We start from the raw sequence: 22554 nt of genomic DNA, 5'->3' as shown, positions 1-22554 counted from the left end.
AAGGAGGTCGCCACGCATGGGCCGTGGGAAGAACGCGCGGACGCCGGAGCGCCCGCTCGACGGTGGGCCCGCCGAGCGGGAACGCCGCGTCCACCGGCACGCGCAGGGCCGTGTGATCAGTACATGTGCACGCGCTTGTAGAACGCGATTGCCGGAGGGGTGAGCAGGCGGGCCTCGTCGAGGAACTCCATGAGGCCCGAGCTCGCGTTGCGCATCAGCGACTTGCGGTGCTGGTTGGCCTTGACCTCGGCGAGCGCGCGCTCGGTGTCGATCCCGACCGCGGCGTAGACCTTCGGGCTGACCAGGGCGTTGACGATGACGTAGGCGGCGATGGAGATCACGGTGGCGCTGAGGTGGCGCTTGATCCGACCGACCCGCTGCATGTGCTCCTTGATCTCCTCCCGGGCGAACTTCATGTGCCGGGACTCTTCGACCACGTGGATCTTCGAGCTCGTGCGCACGATGTCGAGCACGTTCTCGCCGCGCATCCAGTCGCGCTGCATGACGTCGAGCACTTCCTCGGCGACCAGGCCCGCGCCGTAGGCGACCTCGCCGCCTGCGAGGCTCTTCAGCCCGCGTGCGAGCTCGATGACGGTCCTGCTGGGGAAGTAGGCGGGGACGTCGAGCTTCTGGCAGATGCGGGCGAACATGATCGAGTGCCGGCACTCGTCGGCGACCTCGGTCAGCGCGAACTGGAACTCCGACTTCGCGGGGTCCTGCACGTACTGGTCGCGCAGGATCATCTGCTGCAGGATCATCTCGAACCAGATGCCGGTGCTCATGATCGAGCACACCTCGTGCCTGGTCAGCGTGATCCGCTGCTCCTCGGTGAGCTCGTCCCACAGCCGCGTGCCGTAGAGCGTGCTCCACTCGGGGTTCAGCCCGTACTGATCGGTGGGCAGCGGTGCGTCCCAGTCGATCTCCGTGCTGGGGTCGTAGGAGAGCGTCTGCGACGACTCCAGCAGTCGGCTGGAGAAGTCCTGCTCAGCGCCCTGGCCGGCAACACCGACGGCGGTCATGCGCACCTCCGCAGTTCGTGGTACTCGAAGTAACAGGAACAGACTGTACCCCATAAATGCGCGATCGCGGAGTCGCTTGGCCCCGACGATGGAACTTCGCTGGTGAGCGCATCAACGGCAGGGCGTGTGGACGACTGGAGCATCAGGTGGCCCAGGAGCTGTGCGGTGTGGGGGCGAACCCGGATTACTGCCGTAATCGGGGACCTGGGCAGGCGGTTGATGCTGTGGAGGGCGCTGGTGAGAAGTCCGGCCGTCCGCAATGGATCGGCGCTGGTCGGGACGTCGGACGTGGTCAGCTGTGGTGCATCGTCCAAGGGCTGCTGCCGGGGTGAGTTGGAAAGCAAGAGGTCGCTGGTGCCGACGGCTGTGGCACCAGCGACCTGCGCGCGGGTTGTCAGAGGGTGGTGCGGAAGGGGCCGGTGACCTCGTAGGTGATGCCGCCGCTGCTGGAACCGGTGGTGCCGCGTTGCGAGGAGAAGTACATGCGGTTGCCCGCGGGGTTGAACGCGACGCCGCACAGCTCGGAGGCGGATTGGCCGGTGACGCGCAGGAACGGCGCGATGATGTCGTCGGGGGTGATGATGCAGATCTCCATGTTGCCGCCGTCTTCGGCGACGTAGAGGTCGCCGACGGTGGCGCCGGTGATGTTGTCCACGCCGGTCAGCGGTGGGTTGCTGGTCAGGTTGTCGTCGTAGGCGACGTGGAGTTGGTTGTTGGCGGCGTCGTACGCCCAGACGCGGTTGTCGCCCTTGGTGGTGAAGTAGCAGGTGCCGTTGCGGTAGAAGGCGCCTTCACCGCCGTTGAAGATCTTGGCGCCGGAGACCTGGTCGCGGGTGGGGGTGGGGCTGCCGTCGGGGTCGGGAACGTCCACCCAGGACAGGGCGGTCCCGCTCTCGACGAGGACTTGGAGGACGCCGCCGGCGGACAGGTCTCCCCAGGTGGTGGGGATGAACCGGTAGAAGCAGCCGTCGCTGGTGTCCTCGGTCTGGTAGATCACCTTGCGGTCGGGGTCGCAGGCGGCGGCCTCGTGCTTGAACCGGCCCATGGCGTCACGCCGCACTGCGGCCTTGACGCCCCAGGGGTCGGTTTCCCAGGTGTATCCGAAGTCGGTCTCCTCGCAGGACAACCAGGTGTTCCACGGAGTCGCTCCACCGGCGCAGTTGCGGGTGGTGCCGCCCAGGATGCGGTAGGCGCCGGTGGTGTTGCCGTTGGCGTCGAAGCGGATGGCGCTGACGCCACCTGCGCCGCTGCTCATCTCGGAGTTGGAGACGTAGATCCATCCGGTGCCGTCGGCGAAGCACGCGCCGCCATCGGGGGCGCTGTGCCAGGCGTAGCCGGTGTTGGGGACCGTGTCGGTGGAGCGGGCGATCACGCGGCTGGTGAAGCCCGCGGGCAGCTCGATCCCGTTGGCGTCAGCGGCTTGCAGGGCTCCGTAGGGGCTCGGGCCGGTCTTGGCTGGATAGGCGATGGATTCGCGGGTGACGCTGAATCCCAGGGTCGCCACAGTGCCACCGACGACGGCGGCGCGGAGGAAATCCCGACGTTCCACGGCGTTCTCCTTCAGTCAGAAGCCGGAACAAGGTGAGCCGCAGGAGAAAAGCGCTGCGGCCATCGGGAAACCTATGGGGTGAGCGGTGTCCGGTGAGTGCCGGGACGGTGAACTTTCCTCAACCGGTCAATGATGGTGAAAATCCGCTCTGCTAAGCGGACTATTTCATTCCCATGGCGAAGTTCGTCGCCAATCGGGGAGTCGTTCCTCGCTCGTGGCGCGTTCCTTCGCGCTCACCACCTGGTGGGTACGTCGAGGCTCAACGGGATTCGTGGTCGTGCCAGTCGTGCATGTGGGTGGCGTGCGTGCGCAGGTAGGCGCCGGGTTTGAAGAAGTGGTCGTAGAAGTCCAGGTCGAGGTGGTGGGCTTGGACGTAGTTGAGGATGAACACAGTCGGCACCGTTGCGGGGAACTTGCCGAAGGTGTCGAAGATGTACTGGGCCTGGAGTCCGACGCAGGCCTTGAACGCGTCGTCGTGGACCTGGGCGCTCGCGCGGAATCCGGGGCTGTCGGTCCAGGCGCCCGGTGTGTCGCGGTGGAACGGGCCGCCTGGGCCGAACTTGCGTTCGGCGAAGGCGTCCACCGCTGCCCTCATGTCCTGGTGGTGGGGTGGGCAGCAGGCCTCGAAGACGCCTTCGCGGCCGGTGGGGTTGGGCGTCGACCAGCGCTCGTCCTCGTCGTAGCGGAAACCGAGGCCTGGTACGTCGGGGTTGCCCGAGGCGCCGAGCATCGAGAATCGGTCGATCCCGTCGAACATCCAGCCGCCGAGGCCCATCGCCTGCAGCATCAGCACGCCCGCGTAGCAGGCGGTCGCCAACTCGGCCGTGGCTTCGGTGAGCGCGTACTGCTCGGTGAAGGTCAGCGGGAACGGCTCGTCGACGTCGATCAACCCGCTGAACTCGTCGAGGCCGGGGATCCTGCGGTCGTGGATGTCGTCGTAGACCGCGTAGCCGTTCTGGACGAAGAAGCACAGCACGGCGATCAGGTGCTGAGCCAGGTCGGCCACCGGGATGACCAGCAGCGAACCGGGAACGTTGACGCACCAGGTGTTGTGCCCCTCGAGATAGGGCTCCTCGGCGGGAAGGTGCAGCCTGCCGGTCGAGAGCTGTTGTGACCGCTCGCGATGGCGTTCGACCATCAGCTCCGGCGTGACCTCCTCGACCGCCGGGTCGACGAGTGCACCCGCATCGCGGGTGGGGAAGTAGTAGAGCCCTGAATCGTCGGTGAAGAACAGTTCGGCGGTGTGGAACCCGGCCGCGGAGGGGAAGGTGCGCCCGGCGGCTGCTCCGGCGTAGTTGGAGACGTGCGGTGCGTAGCGGGCGTGTCGGGTGATCGAGTAGTGCCAGCCCGTCGTTCCGCCCATCGCGCTGAGCACGAGCATCCGTTCGAGCTCCGTGAGCGGAAGGGGTTCGTGCCGGGAGCGGTAGGCGAGGGGGCCGTCGGGGATCTCGTCGCCCAGGGCGAAGCGCCGGGAGCGTCGACCGAAGAGCGCTTCCACCAGTGGAAAGGCCGCCAGGTCCGCCATCGCCTCGGTCCCGGCAGGCACCATCGGGTCGAACCTCACCACGACTGATCACCTCCGCCGTCTCGTCCCGGTCCAGTCCAACGCCTGCGCGAGCAGGGGACCAGAGTCGAAGGTCATCGTTCGCGTCCGTCAGGCCGGAGGGCCATGGCCGGCTGGCAGCGCTGATAGAGGTTCTTTATCGGAGCCTTTCAAAATTCGTCTAGCCAGATTTCCCGATCCGTTTGATCGAGCGGTGCGCAGCTGAGAACCTCTGCGGAAGCACACAACGAAAGAGGTCCTGCTGCCACGGTGCGGGACGTGGCACATCGCTTTGGGCGCGGGCAGCGCCGAGCTTGAGTCCGCGGCGCAGGATGAAGTCGTGATGCCGGCGCATCGACAGCCGGCGACGCCCGGTGCGGGTGTCCTGTGAGGAGGTTCATCACGCCTGTCGAAACTCGTCGTTCCCAACGGGAGTGGCGAGCATTCCGCTCGTGCCGAAGTTCTCCAAGCTGGTGAATCAGGGTTTCACAATGAAAAAATCGCAGAACAAAAGGGCGACCGATCATACCGTTTTCGCGGTTTCGATGGCCGTTTCGGCGCTGGTCGTCCTGTGGGGAGCGGTGGACCCGAACGGGTTCGGGACCGTGACGACGCAGCTGTTCAATCACGTCGTATCGGATTTGAGCTGGTTCTTCCTGCTCACCGCGAACATCTTCCTCGTGTTCGTCATCTACCTGGGTCTGAGCGGCTACGGGCGGATCAAGCTCGGAGCGGATCGGGACGAACCGGAATTCGGCCGAATGTCCTGGTTCGCCATGATGTTCCAGGCGGGGATGGGTCCGGCGATCATCTTCTGGGGCCTGGCCGAACCCCTGTCGCACTACGTCGACGTCCCCTTCGGTCTCGCTCCGCCCGGCAGCGACGAAGCCGCCGGGGTGGCGATCAAGTACTCGTTCTTCCACTGGGCGCTGCACCCGTGGGCGATCTACGCGGTCGCGGGCCTGGCCGTCGCCTACTTCACCCACCGCAAGAACGAGCGGGGACTGCTCAGCGCGATCTTCCGGCCGCTGCTCGGCGATCGCGTCGACGGACCGCTGGGCAAGGTCATCGACGTGCTGGCGGTGCTGGCGGTGGTGTTCGGCATCGCCGTGGCGCTGGGGCAGGCGGGCCTGCAGATGACCGCGGGGCTGGGCGAGACCTTCGGGTTGCCCACCGGAATCGTCGTGCAGCTGATCGTGCTGGCCCTGACCACGGCCGCCTTCATGGGCTCGGCGACGACGCGGATCGAGCACGGCATCAAGTGGCTGTCGAACATCAGCATGCTCATCGCCCCGGTCCTGCTGATCTTCTACTTCGTCGTGGGCCCGAGCATCACCCAGATCAACGCCTTCACCGAAGGACTCGGTGCCTACCTGGGCGACATCGTCCCGATGAGCTTCCGGCTGGACGCCTTCAGCCCGGATGACGGGTGGATGGGCAGCTGGACCGTCTTCTACTGGTCCTGGTGGATCGCCTGGGCCCCGTACGTGGGTCTGTTCATGGCGCGCATCTCGCGCGGTCGCACGATCCGCGAGTTCGTCGCGGCCACCGTGCTGGTGCCGGCACTGGTCAGCATGATCTGGATCGCGGTGTTCGGCGGTGCCGCGCTGCAGCTTGCGCGCAGCGGTCTGGCCGGTGACATCGCGCAGACCGTGCAGCAGAGCCCCGCGGCCGGGATGTTCGTGTTCATCCAGCAGTACCCGATGGCCGGGATCATGTCGGTGATCACGCTGATCGTGCTGTGGGTGTTCTTCGTGGCGGGTGCCGACGCGGGCACGGTGGTGCTGGGCGAGTTGTCCACGGGCGGTGAGCCGAACCCCAAGACCTGGGTGCGGCTGCTGTGGGGCGTGCTGCTGGCCGGGGTCGCGGCCGTGCTGCTGGTGTCCGGTGGCCTCGACGGGCTGCAGAAGGCCTCGGTGCTCACCGGGACGCCCTTCGCGATCATCCTGGTCGGCATCTGCGCGGCGTTCTACAAGACGCTCCGGGACGAGCACGGCCCGAACAGCGTTCACCGCGCAGCCCCGTCGGAGGAGGCCCCGCAGGACGGAGAGGTCGCCGTGGTGAGCGCGGAACCCACCCGCACCGAGAGCCGGTGATCTCGGCGGTTCCCCTGCGCTAGGTGCGGTTCGAGGCCGCGGCGGTGCCGACCGGCACCGCCGCGGCCTCGACGATGGCGGCGAGTGCCGGCGCGGGGACTCCGAACGTCCTCTGTGGACGAGAGGTCAGGAGCAGACCGCTCCGGTCGCCGCGGAACCGACCAGCTTCGAGTACTTCGCCAGCACGCCCGTGCGCTTTCCCGGGGTGGGCGGGGTCCAGGCGTTGCGCCGCTTCTCCAGCTCTTCCTGCGGGAGGTCGAGGTCGAGGGTCTTGGTGGCCATGTTGAGCACGATCGGGTCGCCGTCCTGGACCAGCGCGATGGTGCCGCCGTCGGTGGCCTCCGGCGCGACGTGCCCGATGCACAAGCCGGTCGTCGCTCCGGAGAAGCGGCCGTCGGTGACCAGCAGCACCTCCTTGCCCAGCCCGGCACCTTTGATCATCCCGGTCACGGCGAGCATCTCCCGCATCCCGGGTCCACCGCGCGGACCCTCGTACCGGATCACCACGACGTCACCTGCGACGACGGTGCCGTCGGAGACGGCGTCGAGGGCGCCCTGCTCGCCGTCGAAAACCCTGGCGCGCCCGCGGAATTCGGCGGCGTCGAAGCCCGCGGACTTCACCACGGCACCCTCCGGGGCCAGCGAGCCGCGCAGGACGGTGATCCCGCCCGGGTGGATGGGGTCGCTCATCGCGTGGATCACGGTCCCGTCGAGGTCCGGCGGGTCGATCTCGGCGAGGTTCTCCGCCACGGTGCGGCCCGTGCAGGTGAGGGCGTCGCCGTGCAGGAGGTCGGCGTCGAGCAGCGCCTTCATCACCACGGGCACCCCGCCGACCTGGTCGACGGTGCTCATCACGTGCGCGCCGAAGGGCTTGACGTCGGCCAGGTGCGGGACGCGCTCGCCGATGCGGTTGAAGTCGTCGAGCGCCAGCGGCACCTCCGCCTCGGCGGCGATCGCGAGCAGGTGCAGCACGGCGTTGGTCGACCCGCCGAACGCCAGGACGACGGCGATCGCGTTCTCGAACGCCTCCCGGGTCAGGATCTGCCGGGCGGTGATCCCCTTCTCCACCATACCGATCACCGCCTCGCCCGAGGCGCGAGCGATGCCGTCGCGCCGCCGGTCGACGGCGGGTGGGCTGGCCGAGCCCGGCAGGGCCATGCCCAGCGCTTCGGCCGCGCTGGCCATCGTGTTCGCCGTGTACATGCCGGCGCACGCACCCTCGCCCGGGCAGATGGCGCGCTCGATCTCGGTCAGTTCCTCGCGGGTGATCAGGCCGCGGGCGCAGGCCCCGACGGCCTCGAACGCATCGGCGATGTTGACCTCGCGACCGTCGACGTGGCCGGGCAGGATCGTCCCGGCGTAGACGAACGCCGCGGCCAGGTCGAGCCGGGCGGCGGCCATCAGCATGCCGGGCAGGGACTTGTCGCACCCGGCGAGCAGCACGGTGCCGTCGAGCCGCTCCGCCTCGACGACCGTCTCCACCGAGTCGGCGATGACCTCGCGGCTGACCAGCGAGTAGTGCATGCCGACGTGACCCATGGAGATGCCGTCGGAGACCGAGATCGTGCCGAACTCCATGGGGTAGCCGCCCGCGTGGTGCACGCCCTCCTTCGCCGCCTGCGCCAAGCGCTGCAGCGACAGGTTGCAGGGGGTGATCTCGTTCCAGCTCGACGCGATGCCGATCTGCGGCTTGACCAGGTCGGCGTCGCGCATGCCGACGGCGCGCAGCATGCCGCGCGCGGCCGTGCGCTCGATGCCCTGGGTGACCTGGCGGGAGCGGAGCTCGGGACCGGACATGGTGCCTCCTCGGCAGAAGGGGACGACGAGGTCCACGATGGCAGTCCTCACGCGCGCGAGCACGCCTCCCACGCCGAGCACGCGCCGGAACGCCGTCCGGGTTCCCGGAACACGCACTAGGGGTCGCATGTCGAGCACCGGCCCCGCGCCGGCGGAAACGCCGGCGCGGGAACACCGGAGTCAGGGGCTCACCGTCCCGACCGCACGTCTCGATCAGGAGAACTGGATTCCACCGTCGATCATCACCGATTGCCCGGTCATGTAGTCCGAATCGCTGGAGGCGAGGTAGGACACGAACGAGGCGACGTCTTCGGGCACGGACACCCGGCCGAGGTGGATCAGTTCCGAGTACTTGTCGATGGCCGCGCCCTTGCGGAGTCCTTCGTGCTCGGCGAGCTTCTCGTCGATGTGGTCCCACATGGCGGTGCCGACGATGCCGGGGCAGTAGGCGTTGACGGTGATGCCGTACTGCGCCCACTCCATCGCGGCGGCCTGGGTGAGTCCGCGCACCGCCCACTTCGAGGCGGAGTAGTGCGCCAGCAGCGGGAACGGCCGGTAGCCGACGATCGAGGCGGCACCGATGATCTTGCCGCCGCCGCCCTGCTCGATCATCTGCTTGGCCGCGGCGTTGTAGCAGAGGTAGACGCCGCGCAGGTTGATCGACATGAGCTCGTCGAACTCCTCCGGTGTGACCTCCAGGAGCGGTTTGACCTGGGCGATGCCGGCGTTGGCGATCATCACGTCGAGTCGCCCGAGTTCGGTGGCCACGGTGTCGACCATGTGCTGCACGGCGTCCGGGTCGGCGACGTCGGCGACCGCGACGGCCGAACGCCTGCCCAGTCCGGTGATCTCGTCGGCGACGGCCTTGAGCTGGTCGCTGTTGGCGTCGATGTCGTTGACGGCGACGTCGTGGCCGTCGGCGGCGAGCCGCAGCGCGATCCCCTTGCCGATGCCCCGGGCGGCACCGGTGACGAGCACGACGCGGGAGTTGTTGTGAGCAGCCATGGAGTTCTCCACTTCCTGGTGGCGGTTCTCATGCGCGAGCGCCGGTGTGGGCCGGTGTCAGGGCGTGAGACTTGCCGGGGCTGATGCGTCGGCTCACGAGACCGTGACCCGACGTGTGGCCCCGTTCACATCGCCAGCGAGCCTAGGAGCGGCGCTGCACACCGGGCAGGCCTCGGCTGTCTCAGTTTGAGACGGCCCGGCCCGAAGCGGATTTCACTTCTCCGCTTCGGGTCGGGCCGTTGGGGGGGCGGATCCGGTCCGCGACCTTCGCCTCACCTCGCGCTGTGGGCCGGGCTCAGTCCATTCCGGACTCGCGCAGCGTGATGTTGAGGCGCCCGGAACTCATGCCGATCGCTGGATCAGCCGTCCCGGGAAGGGTTTTGGGCACACCGTGGTAGGCCATCCGCGACGGGCCGCCGAAGACGAACAGGTCGCCGGAGCGCAGTTCGACGTCGGTGTAGGGCTGCTTGCGGTTCTCGGTGTTGCCGAAGCGGAAGACGCACTCGTCACCCAAGCTCAGCGAGATCACCGGGGCGCGGCTGAGCTCGTCGCGGTCCTGGTGCATGCCCATGCGAGCCCCGGCGTCGTAGAAGTTGACCAGCGCGATGTCCGGGTCGTAGGGGTCGGGGCCGACCTCGGCGGCGGCCTGCCTGCCGAGTTCGGCGAGCCAGCCGGGCAGCGGCTTCACCGGTGCGCGGTCTCCGTCGTCGACGGTCTTCGAGTAGCGGTAGGGGTACCAGTGCCAACCCAGGCACACCGTCTGCACCGACATCCGCGCGCCGTTGGGCAACCGAGCGGCCCGCAGTCCGGCGGGTGGTCTGGCCCATTCCCGGCAGGCGCTCACCAATCGCCGCTGCCACTGCGGCGACAGCCACCCGGGGACGTGCACCGCCCCCGGAGCGATCTCAGTGCGCGGACGCGGGAAGAGCTCCATCACCTGCGATTTTACGGTCGGGCTCGCACCTCGGAGCCGGGCGGGTCGCCTCGTCGGGCAAGGCGGTCGTCGGCCTGCTGCCCTGGGAGGTGGGTTTGGAGACGGCGAAGGTCTGCTTCGGCCTCGCATCCCTGCGCACAGCGCTACGATTTCGGCCCGGATCTCAGGCGGGTCTTCATCGGCGTGCGGCCGGGGCGAGTAGGGTTGCGCGCGTATTGGCGGGGTCGGATGCGTTGACCGGGACATCCGTTTCCGTACCCGGCGTCGGGCTGTGTTCAGGCAGCTCAGAGGGGGCGGAAACCAATGGCCGTGGACCGGGGCCGTCTCGCGGACGGTCTTTTCGCCATCATCGAGGACAGCTCCGACCTCGATGTGCTGCCGGAACGGTTGTGCCGTGCGTGTCTGGCCGCGTTGCCTGTTGATGGAGTTGGGTTGTCGCTGATGGGCGGGAATTACCTCGGGGAGCGTGCTCTGCTGGGTGCGAGCGACTCGACCGGGGCCCGCCTCGAAGAGCTGCAGTTCAACCTCGGCGAGGGTCCGTGCGCGTCCGCGTTCGCCGATGGACAACCGGTGCTGGTCCCCGACCTCGGTGATGGCGACGCCAAGGGGCGGTGGCCGATGTTCATCCACGAGGCGGAAACGACTCGAGCGCGGGCCCTGTTCGCCTTCCCGCTGCAAATCGGCGCGATCAGCATCGGCGCGATGGACTGCTATCGGACTCGGCCCGGCCCGTTGCACGAGGTGACCGAGGCGCTCGTCGTCGCCGAGGCGGTGACGCTGGCGCTGTTGCACGCGCAGGCGCACGGGGACCGGCGCGGATTGGCCGACATGGCTGTCGGGCACCATGCGGCTGTGCACCAGGCCACTGGCATGGTCTCGGTGCAACTGGACATCAGCATCGAGGAGGCGTTCGTGCGGCTGCGTGCGTACGCCTATCGGCACGATCGGTCGCTGGACGAAGTCGGCGCAGATGTCGTCGCGCGCAGGCTGCGCTTCACCGACGTGCCGCAGTAAGAGCCGGGCTCACCACGTTCGCATCGCATCAAGGAGAGTGGCCATGAATACCAGCCCCCCGCGGCGCGAGCGGGCGCTGACCGAGGCGCTCGTGGAGATGGCAGACACGTTGGTGGCCGATTACGACGTCGTCGATCTCAGCCACAGGCTGGCTTCGCACTGCGTGGATCTGCTGCCCGTGGCTGCGGCAGGCCTGCTGCTCATCGATGAGCACGGCGATCTGCGCATGCTGGCCTCGTCCAACGAGCAGGCCCGGCTGCTGGAGCTGTACCAGCTCGAAACCGATCAACCTGGGCCGTGTCTGGAGGCGTTCCACACGGGCCACCCCGTCCTGGTCGATGATCTGGAGAGCAACGGTGGGCGTTGGCCCGCGTTCGCCTTCGAGGCGCGGCGACAGGGAATCCGGGCGGTTCACGTGCTGCCGTTGCGGCTGAGGACCGAGACCGTCGGGGCACTGAGCCTGTTCAGCAACGACATCACATCGCTGACCGAGGATGACCGGAGGCTGGGGCAGGCGCTGGCCGATGTGGCCACCATCGGCATCCTGCAGCAGCGCGCGCTGGCACGCAGCGAAACCGTGATAGAGCAGCTCCAAGGGGCTCTCAACAGCCGGGTGACGATCGAGCAGGCCAAGGGCGTGCTGGCGGAGCGAGGCGGCATCGATATCGATGCGGCGTTCGTGCTGCTGCGTGACTACGCTCGGCATCACCGGATGAGGCTCGGCGATGTCGCGCGCAGCGTCGGGGTTGACCGGGCTGTGGCGGCCGATGTTCTGCGACGCAGGTCTGGTTGAACGGAGAACGTTCGCTTCCCCGGTGCGGCCGACGTGGCCGGGCATCGAGACCCCGGCTCGCCGCATCCGCGTAAACCGGCGCGCTGTGATCAGCGGCGGTAGCTGAGAAGGCGTCGGGTCGCGGTGCAGCTTCGCCGGTCGCGGTGCGCTCAGGAGCGGCTCAACCGCTCATGGCTTGGGTCATGCGCCGAGACATCTCCTCGTCGGACACGTCCTCGACGTGCGTGGCGATGCTCCAGCAGTGCCCGAAGGGGTCTTCGAACTCGCCGCTTCGATCGCCGTAGAACTTGTCCTCCACCGAGTTGAGCACCGTCGCCCCGGACTGGACGGCGTCGTTGAACACCCGGTCGACGTCTTCGACGTACGCGTAGAGCAGGACCGGCGTCCCGCCGACGGACTTCGGACTGCGGGCGCCCATGTCAGGCGCTTCGTCGGCGAGCATGATCACCGCGTCGCCGATGGCGATCTCCGCGTGCGCGATCTTGCCGCTCTGCATCGGCATCCGCATGCGTTCGGTCGCGCCGAGCACCCGGCAGTAGAAATCGATCGCGGCATTGGCGTCGTCGACGAACAGGTAAGGCGTGACCCGCGGAAAATCCTGCGGGATCGGTTGAACATCCGTCATGGTTCCCCCTCGTCTGAGCGGCGTGGCCCCGCGCTGGGCGCTTCGGGGGCGCCGAGTGCGAGGCTACGCCGCTCAGACGAGGCCTGCTCTCCGGTCGACATCGCCGCCGGTTGCCGCCGACCCGGAATCACTGCGGTGACCCGAAATCGGCCTGCTGTTCAGGCGTCGTAGTCGATGTGGACCTCGTCGCCGGTCGGGTGGGACTGGCAGGTGAGCACGTAGCCGGCTTCGAGGTCGGCGGCCGGCAGGGCGAAGTTCTGCTCCATCTGGACCGACCCCGTCAGCACCTTGGCCTTGCAGGTGCCGCAGGCTCCGCCGAGGCAGGCGTACGGCGCTTCCACGTCGGCCTTGAGCGCCGCCTCCAGGACGGTGTCGCCGGCTGCGAGCGGGACGTGGTGCTGACGGCCGCGCAGGGTGAGGTCGACCTTCGCCGGCCCGAACCCATCGGCGATTCCGTGCTCGCGGTGGCCGTGGAAGAGCTCCAGGTGGACGCGCTGCGGATCTGCGCCGCGCTCGAGGAGCAGCTGGTGCAGGCCGGTCACCATCTCGACCGGTCCGCACAGGAACCAGTCATCGACCGCGTCGGGTAGCCAGGACTCGAGCTTCGTGCGATCGATGCGACCGCGCAGGTGTTCCGGGTGCCGGGGATCGCGGGAGCGGACGTGGACGACTGCGAGCCGGTCCGCGTAGCGGGTCTCCAGGTCGTCCAGCTCGTGGCGGAACATCGTGCCTGCTGCGTCGCGGTTGCCGTAGACCAGCGTGAACTCGCTCTCGGGTTCGACGGCGAGCGTCGTCCGCAGGATCGAGAGCACCGGGGTGATCCCGCTCCCGGCAGCGATCGCCACGTAGCTCTTCCTGGCGATCGGGTCGAGCTCCGTGCCGAAGGAGCCGGTCGGTGTCATCACCTCGAGGGTGTCGCCGGCCTGGAGCTGTTCGGTCGCGAAGCTGGAGAACGCGCCGCCGGGGACGTGCTTGACGGCGATCTCCAGGGCGTCGGAGGTGGCCGCCGAGCAGAGGGAGTAGTTGCGCCGCACGGTCTCCCCACCGAGCTCGGCGCGGAGGGTGATGTGCTGCCCGGGCTCGAAGGAGAACCGGTCGCGCAGGTTGTCGGGCACGTCGAACCCGACCAGCACGCTGTCCTCGGTCAGCCGGTCGACGCGGGCGACCCGGAGCGTGTGGAACTCGGCGGCACCGGCCGTCGAGCGCTTCGGCGCGCGGACGGGGAGGAGGCGAGTCAGCTTGCCGTTCAACCGCTTCCACTCGCGGTACTCGTCCGGGGCGAACTGCCGGCCGAACACGGTGCCGATGGCCGCCTCTCGCTCCAGGTACGCCTCCTCGTTGCGTCGCCACGCGGCGACGTAGCGGTGGAAGGGGATCGAGGGGTGCAGGTGGTGGACGAGGTGGTAGTTCTGCGAGAGCAGCAACGGCGTGAGGATCCACTCCGAACCGACGCGGTTGCGCGTGGCGCGGTAGCGGTTCTGCTGCTGGGTGTCCTGCAGGTCGTGGTGCGGCAACCAGTCGAACCACCAGGCCAGGACGAACATCGCGACGCGCTCGGGGATGAGGTACAGCACCGCCAGCGTCCACAGATCACCGGTGAGAGCGCACGCGACGATGACACCGGCGCTCACCGCGAGCAGGAACGACGTCTCCAGCACCTCCGCCCGAGGACGGCGGCGCACGTTGCGCACCAGGAAGGACAGGTACGGCACGTCCATGAGCGCGAACCGCACCGGCACCTGCCACAGCGGAGCACCGCTGACGAAGTGGTCGGGGTCGTTCTCGTCGTCGTTGGTGTTGCGGTGGTGCTCGATGTGGATGAACGCGAACGACTTGAACGAGATGAGCGGCGAGACGAAGAGCATCGCGACCCGGCCGAAGGCCACGTTGACCCAGCGGCGGGTGCTCACCGAGTAGTGCGCGGCGTCGTGCAGCACGGTGAAGAGCACGAAGATCGCGATCGCGCTGAGCAGGACCGTGACCGGGACGGGCAGCCTGCCGCCCAGCGCCGCCCACGTGGAGAAGGCGAACACCGCGATCGCACCGGAGAAGATCGCGACGATGGGCCACGAGATCGTCGGGACCTTCTCGCCCGGGTCGGGGAGCGAGTGAGGGACGGCTGCGGGTTTCTCCGTGATCACTGGCATGGACCGAAACGTACGAACCGCGAACCCGCCCCGCGAGGGGTGCCGAGCCCATGCCGATGTGCGCGCAGCACATCGCCGTTCAGTCCGCTAGGCCTTCGGCACCAGCACCACCGGGCCGAGCGCGTGCACGAGGCGCAACGCAGCGTGCAGCTCGGCAACGCGCTCGTTCGCAGCACGCCCGCGCCGTTCCTCGGCTCGCCGGACGCGCTGGAGCACGGTGTTGCGATGCACCCCCAGCTCCTCGGCTGCCGCCGCGAGTCCTCCCTGCGCGTCGAGCACCGCCAGCATCGCCCGTCGTTCCTCGTCCTCCCGCTGCCCCAGGACGGCCAAGGCGCCGAGCTCGGCCGCGACGAACCCGCGGGCGAGGTCCAGATCGCCGCTCATCGTGTCGACCAACGCGATGTCGGGGTACGAGGTCACCGGAGAGGCCCGGTCGGCGAGTTCGACGATCCGACGGCCCCGCTGCGCCTGGGCGTGGGAGCTGCGAAAGCCCTGAGCGCCCTGCGCCGGCGTCCCGATGGTGATCCGGACGGTCTCGGGGACCCGCTCGGACAGCCGCGCGATCTCCTCGGCCGTCACCTCGGGAGCGCGCGTGGTGGACACCCAGCCCCACAGCGCCTGCGCGCCGTCCGGGACGAGCAGGGGATGAGGTGAACCGAGGTGTTTGCCGATCGCCGTGCCGAGACCCACGAGGTCGGCGTCCTCGCGATCGGTCCAGCAGAGGAACGCGGTCTGCCACCCGGTGAGCCGGTGGGACAAGGTCAGCTCGGCGCGCCGGAGGTCGAGGTGATCGCCGGCGATCAACCCGCGCACCGCATCGGTCCGGGCCGCGCGCGCCCGGTTCTGCATCCGCTCGAGCTCGGCGACGTACTCGGCGGCGACCTCGCTGGAGATGCGGTCGATGTAGGCGAACGCGTAGCGCTGCAGGCCGGCCACCACCGCGAGCGCGAGAGCCGGGTCGCTCACGAGATCGGACAGCCCGGCCAGGACGCGCTCGCTGAAGTAGGCGTGACCGGTCCGGTAGAAGCGCAGCATCACGTCGACGCTGTAGCCGCGCGCGGCCATCGCCCGCGCGTGCTCGAGGGCGGTGACCGGCGCGGTCGCGGCGCTCACGTCGATCCCGTGGCGCACCATGGATAGCGCGGCCTCCAGGTTCGACGAGCAGGACCCGAGCGTCAGCCCGAGGAGATCGTCGTCAGCCCCGGCTTCCGGAATGCGTTCGAGGATGTAGTCGAGCATGTCGTCGGCGTACGACGAGACGTGTCCCAGCAGTTCGGCGGCGGTGCGGCGCATCTCGGTCGCCACGGGCTCGGGAACGCCTGCCGACCCGCCCGCGCTCACGCCCATGCCGGGAGCCTATCGGGCGGTCACGGCGGAAGTCAGCTGCTCGGAGGTCCCTCGGGCATCCGGGTGCTCGTGCTGCGCGGCGGGGCACCTGGTCCGCTCCGCGCGACCATCGCCTGCGCCATCCGGCGTTCAGCTCGCCGGCCGGTGTCACGGCCACGGGTGCTGCGAGGTCGGGCATCGACGAGGGTGACCGTCGCCAGGCCGGCCAGGAGGATGAGGCATCCGAGGGTTGCGGGTAGCGAGAGCCGTTCGTGCAGGACGAGCACGCCGAGCACTGCGGACAGGAGCGGCTCGGCGAGGCTCAGGGTTCCGGCGGTGGGCGCGGTGGTGCGGTGCAGGCCGTGGACGAAGGCCGCGTAGGCGGTCGTGGTGCCGGCGAGCGCGATCCAGGCGATGAGCAGCAACGAGTTGGCGTCGGTGAGGTGGCCGCCGTGCAGCCACAGCAGTGGTGACAGCGCGATGCCGGCGATGAGCAGGGTGATGGTGGTGGCGGGAAGAGCGGGCGCGCCCGCTTGGAGGAATCGCTTCGCCGCGACGGTGTAGACGCCGTAGCAGCTCCCGGAGATCAGCGCGATGCCGACACCGGTGGCGCTGATCCGCTCGGCTCCCCACGGGTTGAGCAGGACGACGCACCCGGCTACCGCAGCGACGGTGCCGAGGGTCCAGCCGAGGGTGAGGTGCTCACGGGCCCACCAGTGCGCGCACAGGCCGGTGGTGATCGGTGCGACGCCGAGCGCGATGGTCGTGCCGAGAGCCGCGCCGAGCTCGTCGACGGCGTGCATGAACGCGATCTGGTACACCCCGGTGGCCAGCGCCGCGAGGAACACCCAGCCGATCACGTCCCGGCGCATCACAGCACGCCAGGCAGCGGGTCGCCGGCAGAACAGCGCGAGCCCGAGCCCGCCCAGGAGCAACCTCGCGACTCCCAGTGCGCCGGGGTCGGCGGCGGAAGCGGCCAGGACCTGGGCGGGGCCGACGGTGCCCCACAGCGCCGCGGCGGTCAGCACGGCGGCGGCCCCGATGGTCGTGTTGCCCGCGCGGGTTGTCGGTGCCTCGTCGGCGGTGTCGGTCACGGCAGCGATCCCAGCCCGCCGACGATCCGATCCACCTGCGAGCGCGGGTTGGTCACTCATACCGAAATCGCCTCTCAGCGCGAATGGAATACGGGATATGAGCGCAAGCGTATCGACAGATACGTGATGTGAATACGAATTCGTACTTAATTCGGGTACGATGCTCGTGTGGCTGACCTGGATGAACTTGATACGGCGATCCTGCGGGAACTCCAGCACGACGCACGGCGCACCAACCGAGATGTCGCCGCCGTGGTCGGCGTCGCACCGACCACGTCCCTCGACCGAACGAGGTCGCTGAAGGAGCGCGGGATCATCACCGGCGCTCGCCTGGACGTCGACCTTGCCAAGATCGGCCGCCCCGTGCAGGCGCTGGTCGCGGTGCGGGTGCGTCCGCCGACGCGCGCCAACATCGAGGGGTTCAGGGAGTGGGCCGCTGACCTGCCCGAGGTGCTGGGGGTGTTCGTGACCAGCGGCGGCGAGGACTTCCTGATCCACGTCGCCGTTCCGGACAACAACCACCTCTACGCCTTCGTCATCGACCGGCTGACGGGGAAGCCCGAGGTCGCCGACGTGCGGACCTCGATCGTCTACGAGCACATCCGCAGCACCACGGTCCTCCCCGTCGACCAGGGCGGGAGTTGACGTCTGCCCGACCCATCGGTTCTGAAGGCGTGCGGTCGCTCGGAGTGAGGCGATCGAAACCTGCTGAGAGCGCGTGATTGTCGCCGAGGTCGGACGCGGCGAGACCGTGATCGCCAGAATATTCGGGTGGCCGTCGACCCGCACGAGCCGGGGGAAGTCAGTCCAAAGGGGACTGTGAAACCAGTTGGTCCGCTGTCGGAGTGGCCATCCGGGGCGGGTGTCGTTCGACTTCACGGCGCCCTCGGCCTGAGGAGTGACGGCGCTGCCGCCGCCCGGATCGCGGACGGCGGCAGCAGCGCGGCCTCAGGAAGCCAGCGAAGCCGAGAGGGAGATCGTCGTGCCCGCCAGCGCCTGGCTCACCGGGCAGTTGGCCTTGGCGTCCTCGGCGGCCTTGACGAAGGCGGCCTCGTCGACTCCGGGCACCTCGCCCCGCACCGTCAGCTGGATGCCGGTGATGCCGTCACCGGGCTTGAAGGTGACCTCCGCGTGCGTTTCGAGCTTGGTGGGCGGAGTGCCGGCCTGGCTGAGCCCGTTCGAGAGCGCCATGGAGAAGCAGCTGGAGTGCGCGGCGGCGATCAGCTCCTCGGGGCTGGTCTTGCCGTTGGGGTCCTCCGCGCGGGACGGCCAGGACACCGGGTACTGCCCGACGCCGGACGAATCCAGGGTCACCTCGCCGGTGCCCTCCAGCAGCGTGCCCTGCCAGACGGTGTGCGCGGTGCGTGTTGTGGCCATGCCGGTTCCTTCCTCGTCGAACGGTGAGGCGCTCCGGTCGGTGAGCGCCACCCGGCATCCGATCACATCTGACGCCCGCACGCCGAGAACGCGGGGCGGGCTGAACGCCGAACCGGGTCGGCTCGGTCGTGCTCGGCGAGGGGGTTCGTGAACTCGAACGCGGAATCGTGAATTCCGTTCTGGTCCTGGTGATCCGAGCACCCGGGGCTGTCGTGGTGTCGGTGACGGTCTCCTCGTTCGCCTGACCAGCACCGCGATCGGTTCGCTCGAACGCGGCCCTGCGCCCACCATGGGTGGGCGACGTGGGAGCCCGGAGCGGATGTCGAACGAGGAGATAACGATGCCACAGCAGGAGATGCTCGGCCGACGATTGGCGCGACGACTGACCTGGTTGGACCCGGTCGAGGACAAGCTCCAACCGCTGGTGCGCAGCGCGCTCCGGAAGACCATGCCGCTGCGGAACTTCCTCGACGGGACCTGGCTGGGCGCTCCGCTGCACCCCGCGTTGACCGACATCCCGGTGGGCGCGATGACGACGGCGCTCATCCTCGACTCCGCGGAGTCGCTGTCGGGATCGCAACGGTGCGGCATGGCCGCGGACGGCGCGCTGGCGGTGGGGGTGCTGGCGACCCTGCCCGCGGCGCTCACCGGCACTTCCGACTGGCGAGACCTCCTGGGTGAGTCCAGGCGCGTCGCCAGTGCGCACGCCTTGCTCAACGTGGGCGGCCTCGTGCTGAACATCGCCTCCGTCGTGGGACGCGCGCGGGGCAGTCGCCGATGCGCCAAGGCGAGTTCCGGAGCGGCGTTCGCGCTGTCCTCGATCGCGGCCCACATCGGAGGCGAGCTGAGCTACGGCATGGGCGTCCGGGTCAACCAGGACGCGGCGCACACCGGACCTGCGGAGTTCACCGACGTCCTCGCGGAGGCGGATCTCGGATCCGACGAGCTGAGGCGAGTGGAGGTCGCGGGCGAGTCCGTGCTGCTCGCGCGCTCGCGCGCGGGTGCGCCGATGGCCATCGCGGCGGTGTGCAGTCACGCCGGTGGCCCGCTCGAGGAGGGCGAGCGGGACGGTGATCGGGTGGTGTGCCCGTGGCACGGCTCCTGCTTCGAGATGGAGACCGGCGACGTCGTCGACGGCCCCGCCGTCTTCCCGCAGCCGCGCTACGAGACCCGCGTGGAAGCCGGGCGGATCTCCATCCGACGCGTCGAGCCCTGAGCGCGTCAGCTCGCGAGCGCCTGCGGGGTGAGCATTTTGATCATCGAGTCCAGCCACTGGCGCTGGCGCACCACCTCGGTTCGCGTGACCGCGGCGGTGTCGACGAGAGCGGCGTCCTCGATCGCCTGCGCGCGTTGACCCACCATCTCCCAGTACAGGTTGACCTCGGTGGCGTGCACGTACGCGCGACGCAGGTCGGCGACGAGCTTCACGCTCTCCGGGAGCCCACGATCCGACGCGTCGGCAGCGAGTCGTGCGAGGTGGACTCGTGCCCTGGCCGCCAGCCCGGGGTGGCGGGCCAGGCGCAGCCCGTGCCGCCGGGCATCGGAGCTCAGGTCGTGGAGGTGCCGGCGCGACCACGGTGCGAGGTCCTTCGCCACGTGGTGGACCTCGGCCTCCGCTCGATGCCGCTCGGCGAGCTGTTCGAGGGAGAGCGCGAACGCGGCCTCGGTTCGGTGCAGTCGTCGCATCGTGCGTGTGAACGTCATGGGGACCCCCGGCCGATCTCCTCGTCGACCGTCTTGCTCGCGACCGTTGCGCGGGTGGCCCTGGTGGTTTCGGCATCGGTCCGGCGGACGAGCGCGATCCCGGTCTTGAACAGCGGTTGCTTCGAGACGGGGTCCCAGTCGGTCGGTGTCAGTTCGTTCGCCGACCGGGGGTCCTGACTGTCCCAGTTGCCGTAGTGGAAGGGCAGGAACACCACGCCGTCCCGGATCCCGCCGATCCGCGCCGTGGCGAGCACTCTGCCCCGGGGCGAGGTGATCTCGACCCCGTCGTCCTCGGAGATCCCGAGATCGGCGGCATCGGCCTCGGAGACCTGCACCCACACCTCGGGTGCGGCGTTCTGGAGCTGCGGTGCGCGAGCTGTCTTGGTCCGCGTGTGGAAGTGGACGAGGGTCCTGCCGGTGATCAACCACCACGGGTGCTCGCGACTCGGGACCTCGTGGGGCGGGAGGTAGGCCGCTGCTTTGATGAGCGCCTTCCCGTGGGGGTTCATGGCCCTGTACTGCTCCGGTTCGTTCGGGGCACCGGTGAGCAGGTCCTTGCCGTAGCTCTCGCAGGTGTCCGGGTGAGCCCAGAACTTCCCGTCGGTGTAGAGCCGTTCGGTGCCGGTGGGGTGTTCGGCGGTGCACGGCCACTGGAGCCCTCCGGACTCCCGCAGCAGCGCGTAGCTCATGCCGCTGTAGTCGCACGGGCGGCCGGCGCTGGCGCGCTTCCACGCTTCGAAGGCGGATTCGGCGTCGTTCCACGCGGGCAGTGGTTGATCGCTGAGGTCGCGGAAGTCCATGCGCCTGGCGAAGTCCAGGAAGATGTCGAGATCGGGCCTCGCGTCACCGGGTGGGTCGACCGCTTTCTCCGACAGGTGGACGGTGCGGTCGGCGTTGGTGAAGGTCCCGAGCTTCTCACCCCAGGCGGCGGCGGGGAGCACGACGTCAGCGTGCTCGGTCGTCTCGGTGGGGAAGATGTCCTGCACGACGAGGAAGAGGCCCTGCTGGGACAGGATCGATCGGATTCGTGCGAGGTCGGGGAGGGACGCCGCGGGGTTCGTGGCGCTGACCCACAACATGCGCAGACTGCCTTGCTCGGCGTAGCGCATGATCTGCATGAGATGGGTCGGGGGTGCGTAGTGGGGGATGTGAGTCGGCGACACGTTCCACTGCGACGCCAGTTCTTCGATGTGCTTCTCGTTGGCCCAGTTGCGGAAACCGGTGAGATCGCCGTCGGCGCCGCATTCCCTGGTGTTCTCCGCCGTGGGCTGACCGTTCATCTGCAGGACCCCGGCCCCGGGCTCGCCGATCATGCCCCGCACGAGGTGGATGTTGTTCACCTGCACCGACGCGGCCGTGGCTTGGTGCGATTGGTAGAAGCCCTGCAGCACCGTCGAGACCAGCCGGCGGGAGCCGCCGATCAGTCGGGCCGCCTCCTCGATCTCCTCCCGGGGCACGTCGCAGATCCGTCCGGCCCAGGCCGGGGTGCAATCGCGCACCTGCTCCACGAGCTCGGAATAGCCCACCGTTCGCTCGCTGATCCACTGCTCGTCGACCCACCCGTTCCGGATGATCTCGTGCAGCAGGGAGTTGACCAGGGCGACGTTGGTCCCCGGTAGCGGTGCGAGGTGCACCGTCGCCGCTTCGGCGACGGGCGTTCGCCGGGGATCGACGCAGACGAGGGCGGGCGGGTCGGTGCCGGCGAGTCGGTCGAGGATCCGCGTCCAGAGCACCGGCTGCGTCTCGGCGACGTTGTGGCCGTACAAGGCGATCACGTCCGCGTGATCGATGTCGGTGTAGGAGCCGGGCTGGCCATCGCTGCCGAATGATTCCTTCAACGCCGTGGCGGCGGTGGACGTGCACAGCCGGGTGTTGCCGTCGAGGTGGTGCGTGCCGATCGCACCGCGCGCGATCGTGGCCAGCGTGTAGTACTCCTCCAGGAACAACTGGCCGCTGGTGTAGAAGCCGAGCGCGCTGGGTCCGTGACGATCGAGCAGCTGCCTGGCGTGCTCGGCGATCCGGCTCATGGCCTCGTCCCAGGTCGTTTCGACGAGCTCCCCGCCTTCGCGGACCAGCGGCCGGGTGAGCCGGTCGGGGTGGTGGTTGGCTTGCCATCCGAAGAGGTCCTTCGGGTCCAGCCTTCCGCGGTTGACGCGATCGTGGGCGCGCCCACGCACGCCCACCATGCGGCCTCGGCGCACGGCGATGTCGAGGCCGTCACCGTTGGAGTGCAGGACCGATGCTGTCGGTACCCAGTCGTCGACGTCGTCCTCGGCCACGCCCGCCGCGAGATGGGTGTCCACTCTGGACGGCCAAGCGCCGCCCGCGGCGTAGGGGGTTCGAGCGCCCCACGGTTGCGATACGCCATCTCGTGCGGCCATGCGGGTGCTCCTCGTGTGCGTGACCAGCTGCGCCCTCGGTGCCGCCGCGGGCGGGCGCTTCGCGATGCGATCGGCCGACGCGGTCGTCGACCGATCGCGGTCCGCCCCACCGCCCGACACCGGGCATCGGGATTGTCGAACCGGGTTGAG

At 69.0% G+C, this 22554-nt stretch carries 18 protein-coding genes; 5 read left to right on the top strand and 13 right to left on the bottom strand.

Going from position 1 to position 22554, the window contains the following annotated elements; genetic code table 11:
- Positions 1-116: 116 nt before the first annotated feature.
- The 3 genes from KBO27_RS24100 to KBO27_RS24090 form a co-directional block, all read right to left on the bottom strand.
- Entirely contained in the window at positions 117-1019 is a 903-nt protein-coding gene (locus KBO27_RS24100; RefSeq protein WP_210972166.1) for an AurF N-oxygenase family protein, read from the bottom strand.
- A gap of 394 nt (positions 1020-1413) precedes the next feature.
- Positions 1414-2568: an alkaline phosphatase PhoX gene (locus tag KBO27_RS24095; RefSeq protein ID WP_210972165.1), complete on the bottom strand. Its 1155-nt coding sequence runs from the start codon at positions 2566-2568 to the stop codon at positions 1414-1416.
- A gap of 259 nt (positions 2569-2827) precedes the next feature.
- On the bottom strand, positions 2828-4135 hold the full coding sequence (locus KBO27_RS24090; protein ID WP_307870584.1) for a hypothetical protein: 1308 nt from the start codon (positions 4133-4135) through the stop codon (positions 2828-2830).
- A 467-nt stretch (positions 4136-4602) separates the two neighbouring features.
- Here KBO27_RS24090 and KBO27_RS24085 point away from each other — a divergent pair, with 467 nt between their 5' ends.
- Positions 4603-6207, top strand: a complete 1605-nt coding sequence (locus KBO27_RS24085) for a BCCT family transporter (protein WP_281420855.1) — start codon at positions 4603-4605, stop codon at positions 6205-6207.
- A 126-nt stretch (positions 6208-6333) separates the two neighbouring features.
- On the opposite strand, the gene ilvD is transcribed toward KBO27_RS24085, so the two are convergent.
- The 3 genes from ilvD to KBO27_RS24070 all read right to left on the bottom strand — a co-directional run bounded on the left by ilvD (position 6334) and on the right by KBO27_RS24070 (position 9943).
- The gene (gene ilvD / locus KBO27_RS24080) at positions 6334-8004 is read right to left on the bottom strand and encodes a dihydroxy-acid dehydratase (protein ID WP_210972163.1); all 1671 of its coding nucleotides are present in this window, start codon (positions 8002-8004) and stop codon (positions 6334-6336) included.
- Positions 8005-8217: 213 nt separating this feature from the next.
- Entirely contained in the window at positions 8218-9009 is a 792-nt protein-coding gene (locus tag KBO27_RS24075) for an acetoin reductase (RefSeq protein ID WP_210972162.1), read from the bottom strand.
- A 295-nt stretch (positions 9010-9304) separates the two neighbouring features.
- Entirely contained in the window at positions 9305-9943 is a 639-nt protein-coding gene (locus KBO27_RS24070) for an alpha-ketoglutarate-dependent dioxygenase AlkB family protein (RefSeq protein ID WP_246537903.1), read from the bottom strand.
- A 303-nt stretch (positions 9944-10246) separates the two neighbouring features.
- On the opposite strand from KBO27_RS24070, the gene KBO27_RS24065 reads away from it, so the two are divergent.
- On the top strand, positions 10247-10957 hold the full coding sequence (locus KBO27_RS24065; protein WP_210972160.1) for a GAF and ANTAR domain-containing protein: 711 nt from the start codon (positions 10247-10249) through the stop codon (positions 10955-10957).
- Positions 10958-11000: 43 nt separating this feature from the next.
- Positions 11001-11750: a GAF and ANTAR domain-containing protein gene (locus tag KBO27_RS24060; protein ID WP_210972159.1), complete on the top strand. Its 750-nt coding sequence runs from the start codon at positions 11001-11003 to the stop codon at positions 11748-11750.
- A 160-nt stretch (positions 11751-11910) separates the two neighbouring features.
- On the opposite strand, the gene KBO27_RS24055 is transcribed toward KBO27_RS24060, so the two are convergent.
- The 4 genes from KBO27_RS24055 to KBO27_RS24040 form a co-directional block, all read right to left on the bottom strand.
- Complete coding sequence (locus KBO27_RS24055; protein ID WP_210972158.1) at positions 11911-12375, bottom strand: VOC family protein; 465 nt, start codon at positions 12373-12375, stop codon at positions 11911-11913.
- Between the two features lie 158 nt (positions 12376-12533).
- Positions 12534-14522 carry a fatty acid desaturase gene (locus KBO27_RS24050; RefSeq protein ID WP_210972157.1) on the bottom strand — a complete coding sequence of 663 codons (1989 nt, stop codon included), beginning with the start codon at positions 14520-14522 and terminating at the stop codon, positions 12534-12536.
- A gap of 87 nt (positions 14523-14609) precedes the next feature.
- Positions 14610-15869 (bottom strand): RsbRD N-terminal domain-containing protein, encoded by a 1260-nt coding sequence (locus KBO27_RS24045; protein ID WP_210972156.1) that lies wholly within the window; start codon positions 15867-15869, stop codon positions 14610-14612.
- 32 nt (positions 15870-15901) lie between these two features.
- Entirely contained in the window at positions 15902-16942 is a 1041-nt protein-coding gene (locus KBO27_RS24040) for a DMT family transporter (RefSeq protein WP_210972155.1), read from the bottom strand.
- Positions 16943-17119: 177 nt separating this feature from the next.
- Here KBO27_RS24040 and KBO27_RS24035 point away from each other — a divergent pair, with 177 nt between their 5' ends.
- Complete coding sequence (locus KBO27_RS24035; RefSeq protein WP_210972245.1) at positions 17120-17587, top strand: Lrp/AsnC family transcriptional regulator; 468 nt, start codon at positions 17120-17122, stop codon at positions 17585-17587.
- A 303-nt stretch (positions 17588-17890) separates the two neighbouring features.
- On the opposite strand, the gene KBO27_RS24030 is transcribed toward KBO27_RS24035, so the two are convergent.
- Positions 17891-18319 carry an OsmC family protein gene (locus KBO27_RS24030; RefSeq protein ID WP_210972154.1) on the bottom strand — a complete coding sequence of 143 codons (429 nt, stop codon included), beginning with the start codon at positions 18317-18319 and terminating at the stop codon, positions 17891-17893.
- A gap of 340 nt (positions 18320-18659) precedes the next feature.
- On the opposite strand from KBO27_RS24030, the gene KBO27_RS24025 reads away from it, so the two are divergent.
- On the top strand, positions 18660-19535 hold the full coding sequence (locus KBO27_RS24025) for a Rieske (2Fe-2S) protein (protein ID WP_210972153.1): 876 nt from the start codon (positions 18660-18662) through the stop codon (positions 19533-19535).
- A 5-nt stretch (positions 19536-19540) separates the two neighbouring features.
- Here the strand turns inward: KBO27_RS24025 and KBO27_RS24020 are convergent, their stop codons facing one another.
- Positions 19541-20023, bottom strand: a complete 483-nt coding sequence (locus KBO27_RS24020) for a hypothetical protein (RefSeq protein WP_210972152.1) — start codon at positions 20021-20023, stop codon at positions 19541-19543.
- Complete coding sequence (locus KBO27_RS24015) at positions 20020-22404, bottom strand: molybdopterin oxidoreductase family protein (protein ID WP_210972151.1); 2385 nt, start codon at positions 22402-22404, stop codon at positions 20020-20022. The genes KBO27_RS24020 and KBO27_RS24015 overlap by 4 nt, the downstream gene beginning before the upstream one ends.
- Positions 22405-22554 lie beyond the last annotated feature (150 nt).

This window comes from Saccharopolyspora endophytica (assembly GCF_018070075.1).
Taxonomy (GTDB): domain Bacteria; phylum Actinomycetota; class Actinomycetes; order Mycobacteriales; family Pseudonocardiaceae; genus Saccharopolyspora; species Saccharopolyspora endophytica.
The sequence above is the reverse complement of the archived record's forward strand: the minus strand, read 5'-3'. Positions and strand labels throughout refer to the sequence as shown.

Coding starts and splice junctions, on each gene's coding strand:
- KBO27_RS24065 (WP_210972160.1), top strand. CDS start 10,247: ATGGCCGTGGACCGGGGCCGTCTCGCGGACGGTCTTTTCGCCATCATC.
- ilvD (WP_210972163.1), bottom strand. CDS start 8,004: ATGTCCGGTCCCGAGCTCCGCTCCCGCCAGGTCACCCAGGGCATCGAG.
- KBO27_RS24015 (WP_210972151.1), bottom strand. CDS start 22,404: ATGGCCGCACGAGATGGCGTATCGCAACCGTGGGGCGCTCGAACCCCC.
- KBO27_RS24055 (WP_210972158.1), bottom strand. CDS start 12,375: ATGACGGATGTTCAACCGATCCCGCAGGATTTTCCGCGGGTCACGCCT.
- KBO27_RS24020 (WP_210972152.1), bottom strand. CDS start 20,023: ATGACGTTCACACGCACGATGCGACGACTGCACCGAACCGAGGCCGCG.
- KBO27_RS24070 (WP_246537903.1), bottom strand. CDS start 9,943: ATGGAGCTCTTCCCGCGTCCGCGCACTGAGATCGCTCCGGGGGCGGTG.
- KBO27_RS24085 (WP_281420855.1), top strand. CDS start 4,603: ATGAAAAAATCGCAGAACAAAAGGGCGACCGATCATACCGTTTTCGCG.
- KBO27_RS24075 (WP_210972162.1), bottom strand. CDS start 9,009: ATGGCTGCTCACAACAACTCCCGCGTCGTGCTCGTCACCGGTGCCGCC.
- KBO27_RS24060 (WP_210972159.1), top strand. CDS start 11,001: ATGAATACCAGCCCCCCGCGGCGCGAGCGGGCGCTGACCGAGGCGCTC.
- KBO27_RS24050 (WP_210972157.1), bottom strand. CDS start 14,522: ATGCCAGTGATCACGGAGAAACCCGCAGCCGTCCCTCACTCGCTCCCC.
- KBO27_RS24045 (WP_210972156.1), bottom strand. CDS start 15,869: ATGGGCGTGAGCGCGGGCGGGTCGGCAGGCGTTCCCGAGCCCGTGGCG.
- KBO27_RS24100 (WP_210972166.1), bottom strand. CDS start 1,019: ATGACCGCCGTCGGTGTTGCCGGCCAGGGCGCTGAGCAGGACTTCTCC.
- KBO27_RS24030 (WP_210972154.1), bottom strand. CDS start 18,319: ATGGCCACAACACGCACCGCGCACACCGTCTGGCAGGGCACGCTGCTG.
- KBO27_RS24025 (WP_210972153.1), top strand. CDS start 18,660: ATGCCACAGCAGGAGATGCTCGGCCGACGATTGGCGCGACGACTGACC.